This is a genomic window from Thermosipho sp. 1074 (genome assembly GCF_001999655.1).
GTDB lineage: Bacteria > Thermotogota > Thermotogae > Thermotogales > Fervidobacteriaceae > Thermosipho > Thermosipho affectus.
In genome coordinates this window covers 75878-94875 of sequence record NZ_LBEX01000003.1, presented here as the reverse complement: position 1 = coordinate 94875, position 18998 = coordinate 75878, and the positions used below count along the sequence as shown (strand labels likewise).

Here is an 18998-nt window from a genome sequence, read left to right as displayed (position 1 = left end):
ATTGGATATAATTAAGCTTGCGGCCCTTTGGGCCGCTTTTTTTATGATATACTTATTTTGTGAGAGGAGGTAGAAAATGCCATATGATGGTTTTGTAATGAAGAGATTTGTAGATTATGCAAGAGAAAAATTGTTAAATGCGCATATAAGGAATTTTTACTACAAAAATAATGTTGTGTATATTAGTTTCCAACGCTTTGATTTAAAAGTATCATTAAATCCAAATTTTTCGTATATTACGTTTGAAAAAAGAAATCTTCCGCAAGATCCAAAAAGACACTATTTTGTAGAATATTTAAGAAGTAGATTAAGAGGAGGAATTGTTTTTGATGTTATTGATTTTCAATTTGAAAGGACACTCAAATTGGTTGTATTTAAAATTGATGAAGTAGGTGAAAAACACGTATATGAGTTGTATATTGATATTATGGGGAAACATTCGAATATAATTTTGGTTGAAAATGGGTTGATTTTAGATGCGTATAAAAGAATAAAGAATAGATATAGAACTATCTATCCTGGTGAGAAATTTATTGTTTATAAGTCCGAAAAGATAACACCATATGAAGTAAAAGATGAAAGTGATGTAGGAATGCTGTATAAAAGAGTGCAGGGTTTTTCAAAAATAACGGTAAGAGAATTAATGTTTAGGATGCAGAACACGAGCTTTAATGAAGCACTGAAAAGTATTTTAAATGATTTTGAGAAGGGATGTTTATTTTTATACTATGAAAATAACATGCCTGTTGAGATTTCCGCGTTTCCTTTACGTCATTTACAAATTAGTGGAAAAAGGCATTGTGATAAAATAGAAGACGCTATTAATGTGTTTTTCGAATTTAAGGAACAAAAGAGTGTTTTGTTTCAAATGAAAAAAAATCTTGAAAATGTAATTGTGAAAAGAATTATTAAAATTGAAAATGCACTTGAAAAGATAAACAAAGAATTGGAAAAGGCAAAAAATTACGATGATTATAGAAAGTATGGAGAGCTTTTAAAGGCCTACTATTATGAAGTCCCAAAAGGTGTTGATAGAGTTGAATTAGTAGATTGGGAAACACAAGAAACTGTTTTGGTTGAACTGGATAAGAATAAAAATGCCATTGAAAATGCAAATTTTTATTTTAAAAAGTATAACAAATTAAAAGTAAAAGTGAAAGGTTTAATGGGGAGAAAACAATATTTAGAGAAGGAATTAGATTATCTTTATCAGTTGTGGTATACATTAGACGAGGTAAATGAATTTAACGAACTTGAAGATATAAGAAATGAGATGGAAAATGTTGGGCTTGTAAGATCAAAGAAGAGAAAGAAGAGGTGTAAAGAATCTGAGCCTATAAAAGTTGAGTATGATGGGTATGTAATATACATTGGAAAAAACAACAAGCAAAATGATATGTTAGTGAGAGATTCAAATGATGAAGACATTTGGTTCCATGCTAGTGGGATGCCAGGTGCACATGTAATAATAAAGTATGCGGGAAAGGAAATAAATCAAGATGTTATAGAATATGCAGCAAGTTTAGCCGCAGGTTATAGCAAAGGAAAAAATTCTGGGAAAGTGCCTGTGGATTATACCAAGGCAAAGAATGTTAGAAAAACAAAGGGGTTAAAACCTGGACTTGTTTTATATAGTAATTACAAAACACTATTTGTGGAACCTAGGAGGTTATAAGGTGTTTAGGGTAATTTCTGAATTTGTTCCTTCTGGGGATCAGCCTAAAGCTATAGAAAAATTAGTTAATGGATTAAAAAGTGGACACAAAGTTCAGACATTGTTGGGGGTAACAGGTAGTGGTAAAACATTTACAATGGCAAAGGTTATTGAAGGTATTCAAAAACCTACTTTAATTATTTCACCAAATAAAACTTTGGCCGCGCAGTTGTATTCTGAATTTAAGGGTTTTTTTCCAGAAAATAAGGTGGAATTTTTTGTAAGCTATTACGATTATTATCAACCAGAAGCTTATATTCCAACAAAAGATTTGTATATTGAAAAAAATGCGGATATTAATGAGATTATTTCTCGTATGAGAATGAGTGCTATAAAGTCTATACTCACAAGAAGAGATGTCATTGTAGTAGCAAGTGTGTCTGCTATATACAATTGTGGTGATCCAAGAGATTTTAGTGCATTAAATTTTAAGGTAGAAATAGGTCAAAATATTAAATTGGGAAAGTTTTTGACGCATCTTGCAAAGATTGGATACGAAAGGAAAGATGACATAGAATCAAAAGGTGTTTTTAGACTAAAAGGGGATACTGTAGAAATATTTCCAAGTTATCAAGATGAGGGTATAAAAATAGAATTATTTGGAGATGAAGTGGACGGAATTTTTACTTTTGATCCATTGAATAGAACTATTATTGAAAAACTTGATAGGGTAATAATATATCCTACAAAGGAATTTATAACAACAGAAGAAAAAATTTTGAATGCCGTTAATACTATTAAAGAAGAACTAGAACAACAAGTAAAATATTTTATGAAAAATGGAAAAATACTTGAGGCGGAAAGATTAAAACAGCGTACCATGAATGATATAGAATTGCTTACAACTTTGGGGTATTGTAATGGTATTGAAAATTATTCAAGACACTTTGATGGTAGAAAACCTGGCGAACCTCCGTACAGTCTTTTGGATTACTTTGGTAGTGACTATTTGATTTTTATAGATGAATCACATATAACAATTCCGCAGTTAAGGGCTATGTACAGAGGAGATTACTCTAGAAAGAAAAATTTGGTAGAATATGGTTTTAGATTACCCTGTGCATTTGATAATAGACCTTTAAAATTTGATGAATTTTGGGAAAAGATTGATCAAATAATCTTTGTTTCTGCAACACCAGGTGATTTTGAGATTAGAAATTCAAATCAAGTGGTTGAACAGATTATACGACCTACGGGTTTGGTAGATCCAGAGGTTGAGGTTAGACCAACGCAAAATCAAGTGGATGATCTAATTGGAGAAATTTTAAAGATAAGGGAGAAAAATGAACGAGCGCTCGTAACGGTTTTGACAAAGAAAACTGCAGAAAAATTATCAGAATATTTGATAGAATATGGAATAAAAGCTTTGTATTTGCACTCAGAATTAGATACTATTGAAAGAGTAGAAGTTTTGAAAAAACTTAGACGTGGTGATATAGAAGTAGTTGTAGGTGTAAATTTATTAAGAGAAGGTCTGGATTTACCAGAAGTTTCACTAGTTGCAATTCTTGATTCTGATACAGAAGGTTTCTTAAGAAGTGAAACTACTCTTATTCAAATAATAGGACGTGTTGCAAGGAACCAAAATGGTAAAGTGATAATGTATGCAGATAGAGTTACTCCTGCAATGAGGAAAGCAATTGAAGAAACAAATAGAAGAAGAAAAATACAATTGGAATATAATAAAAAGTATAATATAAAGCCACAGAGTATTGTAAAACCACTGAATGAAGAGATATTTAAACAATTTATGGATGAAGAAGACAATAAAAAAGAATTGGATGTGTTTATGCTAAAAGAAACATTGTCATTGGAGGAATACCTGGCAATATTAGAAGAGGAAATGTACAAAGCTGCATCTGAATTAAGATATGAAGATGCAGCACGTATTAGAGATGAACTATTTAAGGTGAGGGAAAAGTTAAAGAATTTAAAGAACTAGTCGATAAACCAAACGAGGTGATAGCACATGAAAAAGATAGGGGATATTATATTAAAAGCAAACGAGGAATTAAAAGAGAAAGCACTATTTCCGCTTTTTTCTATTTTTGTTGTAGATATTGTTGGAACAATTGAGAAAATTAAATTTTTAGAAAAGCTTAGCAAGAGTATATTTAATATATTGCATTCTATTTTAGGTGTTGAAATCTTTGAGAATGGGGAAAGCGCTTATAAATTTGGAAAAGTTGAGGGAAATTCTAGTGAATATATATTTGATAATTTAAAGATAGTAGTTTACTACAATACTATTAGTCAGTTTGAAGAAAATTTATTGAAGTACATTTTAGCTATAGCTGAAATCCATTATGAAAATGTAAAAAAATTTGAAACGATGAAAGAGAATGCTTTTTATGACGAACTTACAGGTGCTTTGAGCAGAAAGGCAGGTATGGAATTACTATTTAAAAAATATCACGAGTTAAAAAGGGAAAATAAAATAGGAACAATAGTTTTTGTAGATTTAGATGGATTAAAGAAAATAAACGATACTTATGGACATCTTGAGGGAGATAAAGTTTTAAGGGAGTTTGTTTCAACAGTTAAGAAGTTTATTAGAAAAGGAGATTTTATAGTTAGATGGGGTGGAGATGAATTTGTCATCTTTTTGAATGGAGAATATGGAGAAAAGGTTGTGAAAAGGATTGAAAAAAATACAAAAACGAAATTCTCATGGGGATCTGTAAATATACCGGGGAGTTTTGATGATGTAATTGGGGCAATAAATAAATCTGATAAAGAAATGTATAGACAAAAAATAATAAAGAAACTAAACTAAAACACTCCCTAACAAGGGAGTGTTTTAGTTAAAATTGCAAATATTTTCTCTAATTTTTCGTTTAATAGTTCTAAAGAGTAATCATTTCTGATTATAATTCCTTCATCTAAGATGTCACTTTGATTTTCCAAAATTTTATCCACCATACTTTTATTAAGCCCTCTGTTTGCCAATCGTTTATGAATAACATCTTTTGAACAAGTTACCGTTATTGTGAGATCACATGTAATTTTCAACCTTCTTTTTATTGCTGCTTCTATTACGTATAAACCGTTATTTTGAGTTAAATTTTCCAATTTTTTTAGCATTTGTGGATGTAGAAGTTGTTCTAATTTTTTTAACATATCTTTTTGTGTAAATACAATTTTGGATATTTCTTTTCTATTGTCTGTTCCAAAAAGTGCCTTTATTTCTTTGGATTTTGAGTAAAATACTTCTTTTCCTATTTCATCCATATTTATGTATTTAAAACCTTTTTCTTTGAAAAAATTTGAAATAGTTGATTTCCCTGTACCTATCTTTCCAGTAACACAGATGGTGTATTTCAATACACTTTCACTCCTAATTTTTCAGAAATTTTTTCAAGCTCTTCTGTGGTTAAGATCCTAAGACTTTTTTCAACTTCATATTTTTTGGGAAATTGCTTTAATTTTTCCGCTATATTTGTTTCATCGTTTATAATTAAAGTTATGTATTCTTCTGATTCATAAATTTCAACGGGATTAAATTCTTTTATTAGTATTTTAATAATTTTCATTATAACTCTATCCTTTCACTGCTTGGATTTATTTTGTATTCTTCAAAACCTGGCCTTCCCATTAATGCGTATGTTATTTTTTTACCTAGTTCTACTCCAGGTTGATCGTATGGATTAACGTTAAAAAGACTTCCAGCAATTACTGTAGCAAGTTCGTACGTCATGAAAAATTCACCAACATGTAATTCATCGATTTGTGGGAATGTTATCTTTAAAGATGGTTTACCATGTTCAAGTATTGCATTTTCAGTTCCAAGAAGTTCATTATTCAAAAGAGTTGATAATTTGCTTCCTTGTAAATAAGAGAGGGCTTCTTCATCATGAACATGCGGAATTTTAATATCTCTTTTGAACTTTTCAACTTTTAAGAACGTAATTATTTTATCATCCGGTCCTTCATTGTATAGTTGCACTTGAGAGTGTTGATCAACGGCTCCAAGGGCCTTAACAGGTGTTTGACCAACTTTTACTTTGTTGCCATCTTTATCAAATTTTTTTCCCAAACTTTCTGCCCAAAGTTGCCTATACCAATCTGCTAAATAATATAATTTGTTGGAATAAGCCATCATAACCGAGATATTTCTACCTTTGTTGTAGTATAAATAGTGTGTAAGTGCTATTAAAGCTGCCGGGTTTTCAAACAGTGGATTTAATAGTTTTTTATAAGCGTTTTTAGCTCCATCATACAATGCTTCAATGTCTATGCCTGCGGCATATGCGGATAACAATCCCACAGGTGTAAGAACACTAAACCTTCCCCCGACGTTTTGAGGAATCTCCAAAGTCCTTATACTTTCTTTGTTTGCGATACTTCTTAATACTCCTTTTTCTGGATCTGTGGTAAATATTAAATGTTTTTTTGGATCTAATCCATACGTTTCAATAATACCACGTGCTATAAGATAATTTGACATTGCTTCTGCTGTGCTACCAGATTTTGATATTACATTAAATAATGTTTTGTTTACATCAATTGTGTCAAGTATTGAAGCAACGTAATCTGGATCTACATTATCTATCACAAAAATTTTCAATTTTCCTTTTCTTTCTTCTTTTGACAGGAAATTCCAATTAAATGGCTTTAATGTGTTTTGTAAGGCAATGTTACCAAGAGCTGAACCACCAATTCCTAAAACAACTAAATTATCAAATTCAAAGATAAAATCTTTTAAATCTAAGACTGAATCAATCCATTTTCTAGAAAATACAATTTCAGCAAATCCAGGTTTATTTTTATCAATTTCATTAGCGATTTTATTGATTTTTTCTTCGTAATTTTTAACATCTTCAATTGTTATGTTGTCAAAAACTTTTTCACTAAATAGATTAGTGAAATCAAACTTTAGCATGAAAATTCCCCCTTTAGTATACAATAAGAGATATAATTTTATCGTCACTTAGGATTTTTCTTGGATTTAAATAACTAAGTTCTATCAAAAATGACATAGCTACTACTTCTCCACCGGATTTTTCGACTAATTTTTTTAAGGAAAGTGCAGTACCTCCAGTTGCAAGCACATCATCAAAGATTATTACTTTCTGTCCTTTTGAAATGGCATCAATGTGCATTTGAAGTTCTGCTTCTCCGTATTCAAGTGAATATTTTTCAGAAATTACTTTATATGGTAATTTCCCAGGTTTTCTTACGGGAACTAATCCTTTGTTTAACTTGTATGAGAGTGCTCCACCAAAAATAAATCCCCTTGCTTCAGGTGCAACAATAATATCAAAGTCGATATCTTTTAATTTTTCCGAAAGACTATTAATAGAAAACTTGAATGCTTCAGCATCTTTTAAAAGCGGTGTAATATCCCTAAATATAATTCCCTTTTCTGGAAAGTCTGGAATGTCTCTTATAAATTTTTTAAGTTCCAATGTAGGCACCTCCGTTTTTTTATTTTACTCCTAAACCTACTGGTATACCTCTTTGTATTTGTCCATCTTGGTTAACTACTTCATCTTGAATAACCATAGCACTTGATCCTCCACCATCTAACATCATTGCAAAAAAGTATCCTTTTGATATAAGAAAATCTGCAGCAATATCGTAATCCATTCCACCGTTGTTATTATATCCTTCTATTACTATAAAATCAACTTTCCCCTCTTTTGTTAGAGCAATAATAGTTCTAGTTGTTTTTGAAGTGGCTATTCCATTACCATATCTTAACTTTTCCTCTGCACTGTCTATTAGTTTTTTACCATTTTCGACCAGTAGAGGTCCGGCACCAATTGCATGTTTTATGGGAAATGGAAAATCCGAATTTAGTATTAAATCTACTTTTGTTCCACTTTTTACATCTTTTAAATATTTTTTATATTTTTTGTCAATTGATAAAACCATGGCACCATCTGGGACCTTATCTATATACCCAATTGCTTTTATTTTGTTGTTTTCAATGATGAAGTATAATTTTTGTTCATCCTTTGGTATCTTTAAGGCAAATTCATCTGTGTATAGCAATACCTCACCTTTTGCCAGTGTGTTTACACCTTTAACTAAAAAGAGCAGATCACCAATGTAAATGTTAATTTCAAGATTTATTCTTTTTATGAAAGCCTCGTTGTTGTATGTCAGTATAAATGATGGTCTTAATCCGTATTTATCTGATAATATTTTTCCGTCTTTTATTACAAGATCAATAGGTAAATTATTTGATGGATCAAAATAATTTGCATTTATTCCAGCAATGCAACCGTTATTTTTTAATATTTCTCTTAAATCTTCTCTTGTACCAATTCCATTAAGTGGAAATACCGGTAGTATTTCAACTTTTTTTGGATCAATTTTTAAATAATTGATTAGATATTTTACTTTGTTAAATGTTTCTACTTTTCGTTCCCAAACAAGTCCATCTTTTATAATCCTTTTTTCTTCTTCTGTAAAGTTTAGGGCAATTTTTACTATATTTTTTTGATATGAAGTAATGGGAACGGGCTTTAATTTGTTGTTTAATATAAAAAGCAAAAATTTGTTTTGGGATTTTTGTAAATTAACATTTCCTATTACTATTGGATCCCCATTTACAGGTTCAACAGTGATGATTAAATCTCTATTTTCCACTTCTAATTTTAAGAATTCTTTTGTTATTTCTGAAGAAAAATACAAAGATAAATTGTTATTTTCAAAATTTATACTTTTTAGTTCAGGGAGAGTATCGTACAATATCTTTTGACCATTTAATGAGTATTCATTAAGTTTAAAATAGTCTTTTATAAAGTCTATATTAACGTATAGTTGACTATCGTTAATTTGATATACGTTTTTAAAAATCTTGTCAAAATTTAACGTAAAATCACCATTTTTGCCTATAATAAGATCATTATTAAAAACCATAAATATCTTATCGTTTTTTACAAAACGAAAACCTAGTTGTTTTAATACTTCTTCATTAATCCACACAGATTGCGAATAAAAAGCGTGTTTTTTATAGATTATAGTATGTGCACTTAAAACAAGGGCAATGATTAGTATAAATGCTACAAATATCTTTTTCAAAAATTCACCTCACTTTATAATATCCAAAATAATATCGAGTTTTTGGACATCGCTGTCACCTATTGTATACGCATCGTTAAGAAGATTAAGGGCACTTTCCACATCACTATTTTCACTTATGTAAAGTTTTACTATTGTTTCACCTTTTGAGACCTTATCCCCGATTTTTTTGAAAAATTCTAGACCAACTGAATGATCAATTTTGTCTTCTTTTTTTACTCTTCCTGCGCCTAAATAATTACAAGCAACTCCTACTTTTTCCGTATTTATTTTTGATATATATCCGTCTTTGTTTGCCTTAAATTCTACAAAATTGTTGGAAATAGGTAATATATCTTTCGGTTTTTGTACTACATCTGGATTGCCACCTTGTGCGATTATAAATTCTTTAAACTTATTTAAAGCGTCTCCGTTATTTAGCGAATCATACGCAAGTTTATAACATTTTTCATAAGACTCTTTTCCAGCCAGATAACACATCCATGCGGATAAAGTAAGGCATAACTCAACGAATTTTTTATCTCCATTTCCTTTTAGGGTCTCAATTGCTTCGAGTACTTCCAAAGAATTTCCAGCAAAGAAACCAAGAGGTTCATCCATATTAGTCAAAACAGCAACGGCTTCTTTGTTGTGACTTTTTGCAATACCTACCATGGCATTGGCAAGTTCTCTTGCAGAATCAATGTCTTTCATAAATGCACCTGAACCTACCTTTACATCCAATACAAATGCATCAGCTCCACCAGCAAGTTTTTTACTCATAATACTTGAAGCAATTAAAGAGACTTCGTCTACTGTTGCCGTTGCATCACGTAAAGCGTATATCTTTTTATCTGCAGGTGCAAGATTTGCAGTTTGTCCTACAACAGCTATTTTGTATTTGTTTACATTTTCAAAAAACTCATCTAGCGTTAACGAAGTTTTAAATCCAGGTATTGATTCTAATTTGTCAATGGTACCTCCAGTATGGCCTAAAGCTCTACCAGACATTTTAGCGACTGGAACACCAAGTGATGCGACTATTGGGGCAACAACTAATGTTGTTTTATCACCTACACCACCTGTTGAATGTTTGTCCACTTTTTTTCCTTCTATTTTTGATAAATCTAACATATCACCAGATTTTGCCATTATTTCCGTCAAAATAGCCCTTTCTTCGTTGTTTAAGTGTTTGAAAAATATTGCCATCAAAAAGGCGGACATCTGATAATCTGGTATATCTTTATTTACATATCCCATTACCATGTATTCTATTTCTTCCTTATTAAGAGTTTCTCCATTTCTTTTTTTTAGAATAATATCATACGGTCTCATCTATATTACCTCCCGTTGGTAAAGTAACGATAAACTTTGTTCCTACTCCTTCTTTACTTGAAAACTCAATTACACCATTGTGCTTTTCTACAATTGTTTTTACAATTGATAATCCAAGACCTGTTCCACCCATTTTTCTGCTTCTGGCTTTATCCACTCTGTAGAATCTTTCAAAAAGTTTTTTTTGTGCTTTTTCAGGAATACCGACGCCAGTATCCTTTACAATTAGTTTTACACTGTCATTTTCTTTGTATGCTTCAACAGTTACTTTTTTCTCTCCTTTTTCTTTTAGTGAAGTATATTTTACCGCATTATCAACTAGGTTTAGTACCATTTGAGTTAGTCTATCTTTATCACCTATAAGTTCGATATTGTCTGGGTAGACAAACTCGACTTCAACTTTGTAATCTTTTGCCAATGGTTCTATTATATTTCTTACATGTTCAAGAATCTCGGTAAAGTTGATTTTTTCAAATACAAATTGAGTATTTCCAGATTCTAGTTTTTCAAGATCAAGTAAATCGTTGATTAATCTGGTCATTCTTGCGGCTTCAGATTCAATTATCGTTAAAAATCTTTTTATTAATTCCTTATCTTCAAGAGAATCATCAAGAAGTGCTTCTGCATATCCGTGAATTGAAGTAAGCGGTGTTCGAAGTTCATGGGAAACATTAGAAATAAATTCTTTTCTTACATTTTCCAAAACTCTTTCTTGTGTTACATCATGGAGTATTATAATATACCTTTCGTTATTTTGCTCCAGTGTAACAGGTACTATTTTTAATTCGTAATATCTTTTCTCACCATTGACAAAGAGGTTTATTTCTCCGGATTTCAGATCTTTTTTGCTTTGAACTTCTTCGAACATCTGATTTACGTAATAATCTTCAAAGACTTCGTATAGTTTTCTTCCTTCAACTCCAGGTCTTGTAATATTTCGAGCTTCAATATTGGCAAATGTAATAGTTCCATCTTTTTTCGCTATTATTATAGGATCAACTATATTATTTAAAATAGTCAAGTGGTTTTTTAGTGATAATTCCAATTCATATATTTTTTCTTCTAAAGCCGTTATTTTCTTTCTGATTTTTTCTGAAATATAAAGAGGAGGAGAATCCCTACCCTCCTCTATCAATTTTTCTATTTTTTTCATTGAAACTTGTAATATATCGTATTCTTTTTTAATTTCCTTTAATTTGTGTATTACAAAAAAGAGAGACATTAATAGTACAAATATAGTAATTACCAAATAGAGCATTGATTATTCTTCCTTTCCAGGGTCTCTAAACTTATAACCTTTTCCTCTAACTGTTACTATATATTTAGGATTTGAAGGATCTTCTTCTATTTTTGTTCTAAGTCTTCTGATGTGAACGTCAACAGTTCTTGTGTCACCAAAATAATCGTATCCCCAAAGTTTGTCTAAAAGCACGTTTCTGGAAAATACCTTCCCTTCATTTTCAGCTAGAAATCTTAAAAGATCAAATTCCAATGGGGTTAAATTAACTTTTTTACCCTTTATTTTTACCTCGTATTTATCTACATCGATTTCCAAATCTTTTGCAACTATCTTTTTTGGCTTTTCTTCTTTTACTTGAGTGGAAAGCTGCATTCTTCTAAATACAGCTTTGATTCTTGCAAGGAGTTCTCTAATACTAAATGGTTTTGTTATGTAATCATCTGCACCCAATTCTAAACCTAAAACTTTATCAAATTCCTCACCTTTAGCGCTTAAAAAGATTACAGGTGTAAATTTATGTTTCTCTTGACTTCTAATATTTCTTACAAATTCAAAGCCATCCATTCCAGGTAACATTATATCAACGAGAAACATATCCACATCTTTATCTTTAATCTCTTCAAGAGCTTTCTCGGCATCTTCGACGGGTATAACATCATATCCTTCTTTTTCGAGCGTGAAACTAATTAATTCAAGAATTTCCGGTTGATCATCAATAACCATAACTTTCCTTTTTCCCATAGAAGGAACCTCCTCTCAAATTCAAATGTTAACTGATATCTTCTTGAAACATTATATCATATTTTTTAACAAATTGGAAATACTTGTACATAAATTTGGAACAAAACCTTGTTATAATTAAGTTAAGATTTGGTAAAAGGAGGGATGTTGATGGTTTATTTATTGATACCTATATTGGGGATAGGGCTTGCGTTATTAAATTTTTATTTTGTCACAAAAAAATCCGAAGGGAACGACAAAATGAAGGAGATTTCTCTTGCAATTAGAGAAGGTGCAGATGCATTTATTTCACATGAATATGCGGTTGTTTTTAAAATATCTATACCCATTGCTATAATTCTTGGTTTTATAACTGCATGGTATGTATCAGTTTCCTTCTTGATTGGTGCGTTGATGAGTTCACTTGCAGGATTTATAGGGATGAAAATTGCAACTAGGGCAAATGTAAGAGTTTCAAATATTGCACGTGAAACACGTGATTTAAACAAAACATTAAAACTTGCTTTCCAGGGTGGATCTGTTATGGGGTTGTCTGTTGCCTCTTTTGCACTACTGGGGCTTGGTATAGTTTTTTGGATTTTTTCTTATCAACTTGATAAAGAAAATTTAGTAATTATAAAGAATTATTTAGGAATTAATTTTATACCATTTGCGATGACTGTCTCTGGATATTCTTTAGGGTGCTCCATAATTGCCATGTTTGATAGAGTGGGAGGAGGAGTTTATACAAAGGCTGCAGATATGGCAGCAGATTTAGTGGGGAAAACGGAGTTAAAATTACCGGAGGATGATCCAAGAAATCCCGCAACAATTGCGGATAACGTAGGGGATAATGTAGGAGATGTTGCAGGACTTGGTGCAGACTTGCTTGAAAGTTATGTGGGTTCAATACTATCTGCTATAGTTTTAGCATCTTATATTTTTACACTATCGGGTAATTTATACTATGAAACGGTAAAGAAATTAATTTATTACCCGTTTTTGTATACTACTGTGGGGTTGATCGGGAGTATTTTTGGAATTTATTTTGTAATATTAAAGAAAGGATCTGGAAATCCACATAGAGATTTAAACAGTTCTTTGTTTTTATCTGCAATTTTAAGCTTGTTTGGAAATTTTCTTTTGACTAATTATTACTTGTCAGATGTAAAAAATTTGGAAACTTTTGGGTTTAGATTTGGAAAGTTTTCACCATATTTTTCTTCAGTTTTAGGGGTCTTTGTAGGAATTATTATTGGGTTATTGGCGGAATATTACACTTCAGATGACTTTAGGCCTACAAGGGAGTTGAGTTATAAATCAAAGCAGGGATCTGCAATTGTAATATCTGGTGGTTTGGCACTTGGTATGAAAAGTGTATTTTTACCATCAATATTTTTATTTATAGCGATTTTACTTGCAAATTATTTTTCAGGGTTATACGGTGTTGCAATGGCATCTATAGGTATGCTTTCCTTTGTTGCAACATCGGTTTCCGTTGATTCGTATGGTCCTATTGCGGATAACGCGGGTGGAATAAGTGAAATGGCAAAGTTAGAGGAAGATGTTAGGAAGATTACGGATAAATTGGATATGGTTGGTAATACCACTGCCGCAATTGGTAAAGGATTTGCGATAGGTTCTGCTGCATTGGCTGCTTTGTCACTTTTTGCTTCGTATGTTTTTTCCCAAACATCTCCAGGTGCGTTTTTTAATAACGTTTTTGATCTTTTGAATTTAAATATCATAAATGCTAAAACACTTTCAGGGGCTATTTTAGGAGCATCTTTACCGTTTATGTTTAGTGGGATTTTGATAGAGTCTGTTGTAAAAAGTTCAGGATTAATGGTAGATGAAATTAGACGTCAGGTTAAAGAAAGGCCAGGTATTTTAACAGGTGATGAAAAGCCCGATTATCAAACATGCGTTAAGATAAGCGCAGCAGGGGCAATTAAACAAATGAGCAAACCTATATTTATTGCAGTTCTTACGCCTATAATTTCTGGATTTTTACTTGGAACAGAGTTTGTCGGTGGTGTATTGGTTGGAACAACGTTAAGTGGTATAATGTTAGCGTTATTTAGTGCAAATGCCGGTGGTGCGTGGGATAACGCAAAGAAACATTTAGAACAGGGGAAAATTAAAGGGCTTGAGAAAGGCTCAACAGAACACGATGCACTTGTGATAGGAGATACAGTTGGTGACCCATTAAAAGATACTGTTGGACCTAGTTTGGATATTTTGATAAAAATAATGGCTGTTATTTCATTAATTTTGGCTCCTTTATTTTTGGAATTTCACATTTTTTAATGGAGGAGTAATATGAAATTTGCTTTTGGAAGATATGTACCAGGAAATTCCATAATACATGCGTTAGATCCAAGAACAAAAATTATTTCTTCTTTTGTTTTAGTGTCAGCTGTTTTATTTGTACAAAATTTAACAGGGTATTTGATATTCTTTTTTGTGTTTTTGCTTATATCGTTTTTGTCAAATATTAGATTTACTTTGTATTTGAGATCTGTGAAAAACATGTGGTTTTTAATATTATTTGCTTCAGTAGTGCAGTATTTTGTCAGTGGACTTGAAATGTCCATTTTTATAGCACTTAGACTTGTATTTGTTGTACTTTTTGCATCTTTTTTAACTTTTACTACTTCACCATTGTTGATTTCAAGAGGGTTATCTGATCTTTTAAAATTTTTTGGTGTAAAAAAAAGATACAGAGACGATTTTGGAATGATTATGACCATTTCTTTTAGATTTATTCCTATTTTGTTTGATGAGGTTGATAGAATAATTAAAGCGCAAATTGCAAGAGGGGCAAAATTTGACCAAAAAGGGCTAAAGTATAAACTTCAAGCGATAATTGTAATAATCGTCCCTCTTCTTGTTTCATCAATAAGAAAGGCAGAAGAAATTTCAATTGCATTGCAAGCAAGAAAATACGGGCTATTTGAGAGAAAAAGCTATTATAAATTATGTTGGAGTATTCGGGATACTTTATTTTTAATTTTTTCAATTTCTATTTTAATTTTTATTCTTGTATTTAAGTTATAGAGATTGTATAATTAAAATGTTAAACAAGACTAACTTAAGGGGGTTAGAATATGAAATTAGAAGGAAAAGTTTGTATAATTACAGGTGCAGGTAGTGGAATAGGGAAGGTTGCAGCCTTGTTATTTGCAAAAGAAGGGGCAAAAGTGATAGCTTGTGATGTAGTTGAGGAAAATTTAAAAAAATTAAAGGAGGAAAATGAAAGTATTGATACTTATAAATTAGATGTTTGTGATAGGAGTGCAATTAAGAAAATGGTGGACGAAATAGTCGAAAAATACGGTAAAATAGATGTTTTAGTAAATAATGCTGGAATTACAAGAGACGCTTTATTGTTAAAGATGAAAGAAGAAGATTGGGATAAAGTAATAGATGTCAATTTAAAGGGTGTTTTTAACATGACACAGGCTGTTGCACCAATAATGTTAAAAAATGGAAAGGGAAGTATCATAAATACCTCATCAGTTGTGGGGGTATATGGAAATATAGGCCAAACAAATTACGCCGCAACAAAATCAGGTATAATTGGTATGACAAAGACATGGGCAAAAGAACTTGCAAGAAAAGGTGCACAAATTAGGGTAAATGCAGTAGCTCCCGGGTTTATTAAAACACCAATGACGGAAAAAGTTCCTGAGAAAATAATACAAGCTTTAAATGAAAAAATACCTTTAAAAAGAATGGGAGAAGCAGAAGAAGTTGCAAAGGTTTATCTATTTTTAGCATCTGATGATTCCTCATACATTACAGGTCAAGTAATAGGAGTGGATGGTGGATTAGTAATTTAAGGCCAGATTTAATCTGGCCTTTTTGAAAGGGGTGAAATTTTGATTTTTACGCTTACGATGAATCCTTGTTTGGATAGGTATTTATACGTTGATAAATTAGTTTTAGATGATACAATTCGTGTAAAAAATGTTGTTGACTATCCAGCGGGAAAAGGTATAGATGTTTCAAGAGTAATTAAAGAACTTGGGGGAGTATCTGTTGCTATTTCATTACTTGGTGGTGAAACTGGGCGAAGAATTGAGGAAATGCTTGATAAAGAAGGTGTTATTTATAGTACTATAAGGGTAGAAGTTGAAACAAGGACTAATATAATAATGGAGACAAAAGAAGGACAGTATAGATTTAGTATGCCAGGTGAAAAGATTTCGAAAAAGAAACTACAAGTGATTCTTGAAGTTTTAAATGCAATTGTTAGAGAAGGTGATGTAATCATAATTTCAGGAAGCCTTCCAAAAGGAGTTTCACCAGATTTTTACACTGGAATAATATTTGCGTTAAAGCAATGGGGAGTATATGTATATTTTGATGCAGATGGTGAGAAGCTTAAGGCGGGACTTCTTGGAAATCCAGATGTTATAAAACCAAATGAACATGAATTTCAGAGACTTGTCGGAAAAAAATTAAAGAGTTTGGAAGATTTTAAAGTAGAAGGTAAGAAGATTTTGAAAAGGTTTAATTTAAAGGAAATTCTTTTAACCTTAGGTGGTAAGGGTGCTATGTTAGTTTCAGAAGATGAATGTTATTATGCAAAGCCTTTGGATGTAGAAGTGAAAAGTGCTGTGGGAGCAGGAGATTCCTTTTTGGCAGCTTATGTGTTAAAAAGAGAACTAGGAAGAAAGGAAGCTTTTAGATGGGCAAATGCCGCTGGGACTGCAGCTGTTATGACGCCTGGCACAGAATTATGTAAAAAAGAAGATGTAATTGATTTGTTAAACATGGTGGAAATAAGTGAAATTTAAAGAATTTCTTAGATAATTTTTAAACCATTCAAGTGTATCAAAGAGTGTCTCTTCAATTGGGCGAGGAGTGTAATTAATCTCTTTTTTTGCTTTTTTGTGTGAAAATTTGTAATTTCTAGTAAGTGTGTGGATTGAGTAAGGTGTAAAAAGAGGTTTTGTATTTGTAAAAAAACCATATATTGCGGCAAGCCATGATATAAAATAGGCAAAGCGTGAGTTAATTGTTTTTGGGAATTTTTTTTCTCCTGTAATTTTGTTTAATAATTTTACAATCCTTTTTATTGAAATAGTCTCATTCCCTAAAATATAAAATTCCGATTTTTTTCCATAGGTTATTAATTTTATAATTCCATTTGCAACATCCCTTACATCGACAAAGTCAAAGCTGCCATTTATTATGTATTTTAATTTTCCCTGTAAATAGTGTATAAAGAATTTTCCCATTTCAGATGGTTTAAAATCATATGGTCCAATAATACCTGTTGGGCATATTGTTATGATATCAAGGCCGGATTTTGCTGCATTTAAGACTTCAAGTGCAGCAAAAGCTTTTGATTTTCCGTAAATTCCAACGGTTTTTTTGGGATTTATTTCTATACTTTCATCAATTGTTGTACCTTTTTTAGGTTCTATAAATGCGTGTACTGAACTAACGTAAATTATTTTTTTGTTAAGCCTTTTTCCAATATTTAATATGTTTTTTGTACCATTTATATTAACAGAAAAGACTTGTCTTTTTTCCCATGGAAGGATTGAAATAATTGCAGCAAGATGTATTATTATATCGGCATCCTCTGCTATGTTTTTTACCAAATTATAATCTCTAACATCACCTTTTATAATTTTCACATCTAAATCCATTAAACTTTCGCATTTATCACTTGGGTGAACAAGAGTTACAACTTTTTCACCATTACATATTAATTTCCTTATTAAGACATTCCCCAAATGTCCAGAACCACCTGTTATAAATATCATTTTTTCACCTTCTTAAATAGTTTATATTTTGAATCGTTTATATTATAAACTATTTATAAAATAAAACAAAATTATTGGCTAAGTTATTAAAGCCGATTATGAACAGTTATTTAAAAAATTTTTTGTTTTTGGTGTAAAATTAAGAAGAGTTATTTTTTGGAGATATTTCTAAGAAGTAGTTCAAATCCTTTATTTATAATTTCTAGTTCTTTATCTGGGATCTTTGAAATAGTAAAATCTATTATTTTGTAAAAATCCTTTGAAAAACTTTCAAAGAGCTTTTTACCATTATTGGTGGGGGAAATAAGTATGAGCCTTCTATCTTCACTTGAACGGTTTCGTTTAACCAATTTTTTATTTTCCAATTTGTCAATAAGTACGGTAATAGCACTTTTGGAAAGTCCCATTTTTTCAGAGCAATATTTCATAGATACAGGTGAGTTAAAATTGACGAATAAGAATAAGTAGAATTCATTTGTTGTCATCTTCGAAAAAGTGCTATTTTGTTGAAAAAACTGTGTAAAGTTGACTACTAAATTAAAAATTGATTCGAATATTTTTTTCTTATCCATTATTTTCCCCCTAAGTATATTATAACATTTTGTAAGAAAGGAGGAATATTTGTGTTAGATGGTAAAAAGGTTAGATTAAGGGAATACAGAAGGGAGGATTTAGAAAAAGCAAGAAATATGGTGAACAATGTTTTAAAATACACAATGCCCGGTATTCCATATCCTCTAAAGGTAGAAGATGAAATAAAATGGTATGAGGGTTTTAATGCTTTTTCTGATAACTATTCTTTTGCAATTGAGTTAAAAGAAAACAATGAGTATATAGGAGGATGTGGTGTTAATAAGGTAGATTGGAAGAATTCGGTGTGTGAACTTGGTATTTTTCTTGGAATGTCTTACTGGAATAAAGGATATGGAACAGAAGCAATGGAACTTTTAGTAGATTTTGTGTTTAAAGAAATGAATATTAATAAGATAAAGTTACATGTCTATTCTTTTAATCAAAGGGCTATAAGGAGTTATGAAAAACTTGGTTTTAAAAAAGAGGGAGTTTTAAGGGAAGAGTTATTTAGGGATGGAAAATATTGGGATGTAATTGTAATGGGACTTTTAAGAAGAGAATGGAAGTAATCTTAACATTTCTTAATATAATTTAAAATACTTTAAATAAATTTTTGAGAAAA

18 protein-coding genes are annotated in these 18998 nt (G+C 31.0%); 8 read left to right on the top strand and 10 right to left on the bottom strand.

Annotated features, from left to right (window positions below; all coding sequences use genetic code 11):
* Positions 1-76: 76 nt before the first annotated feature.
* From XO08_RS00800 to XO08_RS00790, 3 genes are read left to right on the top strand one after another with little or no spacing between them, the layout of a single operon-like run.
* Positions 77-1675 (top strand): NFACT family protein, encoded by a 1599-nt coding sequence (locus tag XO08_RS00800; protein WP_077287022.1) that lies wholly within the window; start codon positions 77-79, stop codon positions 1673-1675.
* A gap of 1 nt (position 1676) precedes the next feature.
* A complete protein-coding gene (uvrB, locus tag XO08_RS00795) occupies positions 1677-3656 on the top strand; it encodes an excinuclease ABC subunit UvrB (RefSeq protein WP_077287019.1) in 1980 nt (659 codons plus the stop codon).
* Positions 3657-3683: 27 nt separating this feature from the next.
* Positions 3684-4490 (top strand): GGDEF domain-containing protein, encoded by an 807-nt coding sequence (locus XO08_RS00790; protein ID WP_075665183.1) that lies wholly within the window; start codon positions 3684-3686, stop codon positions 4488-4490.
* Positions 4491-4498: 8 nt separating this feature from the next.
* Here the strand turns inward: XO08_RS00790 and coaE are convergent, their stop codons facing one another.
* The 8 genes from coaE to XO08_RS00750 are packed head-to-tail and all read right to left on the bottom strand — an operon-like array spanning position 4499 to position 12041.
* On the bottom strand, positions 4499-5038 hold the full coding sequence (gene coaE / locus XO08_RS00785) for a dephospho-CoA kinase (protein ID WP_077287016.1): 540 nt from the start codon (positions 5036-5038) through the stop codon (positions 4499-4501).
* Positions 5035-5247 carry a hypothetical protein gene (locus XO08_RS00780; protein ID WP_075665181.1) on the bottom strand — a complete coding sequence of 71 codons (213 nt, stop codon included), beginning with the start codon at positions 5245-5247 and terminating at the stop codon, positions 5035-5037. The genes coaE and XO08_RS00780 overlap by 4 nt, the downstream gene beginning before the upstream one ends.
* Positions 5247-6596: a glucose-6-phosphate isomerase gene (locus XO08_RS00775; RefSeq protein WP_077287013.1), complete on the bottom strand. Its 1350-nt coding sequence runs from the start codon at positions 6594-6596 to the stop codon at positions 5247-5249. Before XO08_RS00775 ends, XO08_RS00780 begins: the two co-directional genes overlap by 1 nt.
* A gap of 13 nt (positions 6597-6609) precedes the next feature.
* Positions 6610-7122, bottom strand: a complete 513-nt coding sequence (locus XO08_RS00770) for an adenine phosphoribosyltransferase (RefSeq protein WP_077287010.1) — start codon at positions 7120-7122, stop codon at positions 6610-6612.
* 19 nt (positions 7123-7141) lie between these two features.
* Entirely contained in the window at positions 7142-8746 is a 1605-nt protein-coding gene (locus tag XO08_RS00765) for a phosphodiester glycosidase family protein (RefSeq protein ID WP_077287007.1), read from the bottom strand.
* Positions 8747-8755: 9 nt separating this feature from the next.
* Entirely contained in the window at positions 8756-10060 is a 1305-nt protein-coding gene (locus XO08_RS00760) for a thymidine phosphorylase (RefSeq protein WP_077287004.1), read from the bottom strand.
* Complete coding sequence (locus XO08_RS00755; RefSeq protein ID WP_077287002.1) at positions 10047-11318, bottom strand: cell wall metabolism sensor histidine kinase WalK; 1272 nt, start codon at positions 11316-11318, stop codon at positions 10047-10049. The genes XO08_RS00760 and XO08_RS00755 overlap by 14 nt, the downstream gene beginning before the upstream one ends.
* 3 nt (positions 11319-11321) lie before the next feature.
* Positions 11322-12041: a response regulator transcription factor gene (locus tag XO08_RS00750; RefSeq protein ID WP_075665175.1), complete on the bottom strand. Its 720-nt coding sequence runs from the start codon at positions 12039-12041 to the stop codon at positions 11322-11324.
* Positions 12042-12191: 150 nt separating this feature from the next.
* Here XO08_RS00750 and XO08_RS00745 point away from each other — a divergent pair, with 150 nt between their 5' ends.
* The 4 genes from XO08_RS00745 to XO08_RS00730 are packed head-to-tail and all read left to right on the top strand — an operon-like array spanning position 12192 to position 16825.
* On the top strand, positions 12192-14330 hold the full coding sequence (locus XO08_RS00745) for a sodium-translocating pyrophosphatase (RefSeq protein ID WP_198927585.1): 2139 nt from the start codon (positions 12192-12194) through the stop codon (positions 14328-14330).
* Between the two features lie 12 nt (positions 14331-14342).
* Positions 14343-15080 carry an energy-coupling factor transporter transmembrane protein EcfT gene (locus XO08_RS00740; protein ID WP_075665174.1) on the top strand — a complete coding sequence of 246 codons (738 nt, stop codon included), beginning with the start codon at positions 14343-14345 and terminating at the stop codon, positions 15078-15080.
* A 50-nt stretch (positions 15081-15130) separates the two neighbouring features.
* A complete protein-coding gene (gene fabG, locus XO08_RS00735) occupies positions 15131-15865 on the top strand; it encodes a 3-oxoacyl-[acyl-carrier-protein] reductase (protein WP_077287000.1) in 735 nt (244 codons plus the stop codon).
* Between the two features lie 39 nt (positions 15866-15904).
* Positions 15905-16825, top strand: a complete 921-nt coding sequence (locus tag XO08_RS00730) for a 1-phosphofructokinase family hexose kinase (RefSeq protein ID WP_075665172.1) — start codon at positions 15905-15907, stop codon at positions 16823-16825.
* On the opposite strand, the gene XO08_RS00725 is transcribed toward XO08_RS00730, so the two are convergent.
* Together XO08_RS00725 and XO08_RS00720 are read right to left on the bottom strand one after the other, a co-directional pair.
* Positions 16796-17803, bottom strand: a complete 1008-nt coding sequence (locus XO08_RS00725) for an NAD-dependent epimerase/dehydratase family protein (protein ID WP_077286998.1) — start codon at positions 17801-17803, stop codon at positions 16796-16798. The two genes, XO08_RS00730 and XO08_RS00725, sit on opposite strands and share 30 nt — an antisense overlap.
* Positions 17804-17952: 149 nt before the next feature.
* Positions 17953-18375: a MarR family winged helix-turn-helix transcriptional regulator gene (locus tag XO08_RS00720; RefSeq protein WP_077286996.1), complete on the bottom strand. Its 423-nt coding sequence runs from the start codon at positions 18373-18375 to the stop codon at positions 17953-17955.
* A gap of 51 nt (positions 18376-18426) precedes the next feature.
* On the opposite strand from XO08_RS00720, the gene XO08_RS00715 reads away from it, so the two are divergent.
* Complete coding sequence (locus XO08_RS00715) at positions 18427-18945, top strand: GNAT family N-acetyltransferase (RefSeq protein ID WP_077286993.1); 519 nt, start codon at positions 18427-18429, stop codon at positions 18943-18945.
* Positions 18946-18998: the final 53 nt, after the last annotated feature.

Coding starts and splice junctions, on each gene's coding strand:
- XO08_RS00745 (WP_198927585.1), top strand. CDS start 12,192: ATGGTTTATTTATTGATACCTATATTGGGGATAGGGCTTGCGTTATTA.
- XO08_RS00790 (WP_075665183.1), top strand. CDS start 3,684: ATGAAAAAGATAGGGGATATTATATTAAAAGCAAACGAGGAATTAAAA.
- XO08_RS00725 (WP_077286998.1), bottom strand. CDS start 17,803: ATGATATTTATAACAGGTGGTTCTGGACATTTGGGGAATGTCTTAATA.
- fabG (WP_077287000.1), top strand. CDS start 15,131: ATGAAATTAGAAGGAAAAGTTTGTATAATTACAGGTGCAGGTAGTGGA.
- XO08_RS00780 (WP_075665181.1), bottom strand. CDS start 5,247: ATGAAAATTATTAAAATACTAATAAAAGAATTTAATCCCGTTGAAATT.
- XO08_RS00800 (WP_077287022.1), top strand. CDS start 77: ATGCCATATGATGGTTTTGTAATGAAGAGATTTGTAGATTATGCAAGA.
- XO08_RS00755 (WP_077287002.1), bottom strand. CDS start 11,318: ATGCTCTATTTGGTAATTACTATATTTGTACTATTAATGTCTCTCTTT.
- XO08_RS00750 (WP_075665175.1), bottom strand. CDS start 12,041: ATGGGAAAAAGGAAAGTTATGGTTATTGATGATCAACCGGAAATTCTT.
- XO08_RS00760 (WP_077287004.1), bottom strand. CDS start 10,060: ATGAGACCGTATGATATTATTCTAAAAAAAAGAAATGGAGAAACTCTT.
- XO08_RS00775 (WP_077287013.1), bottom strand. CDS start 6,596: ATGCTAAAGTTTGATTTCACTAATCTATTTAGTGAAAAAGTTTTTGAC.
- XO08_RS00720 (WP_077286996.1), bottom strand. CDS start 18,375: ATGGATAAGAAAAAAATATTCGAATCAATTTTTAATTTAGTAGTCAAC.
- XO08_RS00740 (WP_075665174.1), top strand. CDS start 14,343: ATGAAATTTGCTTTTGGAAGATATGTACCAGGAAATTCCATAATACAT.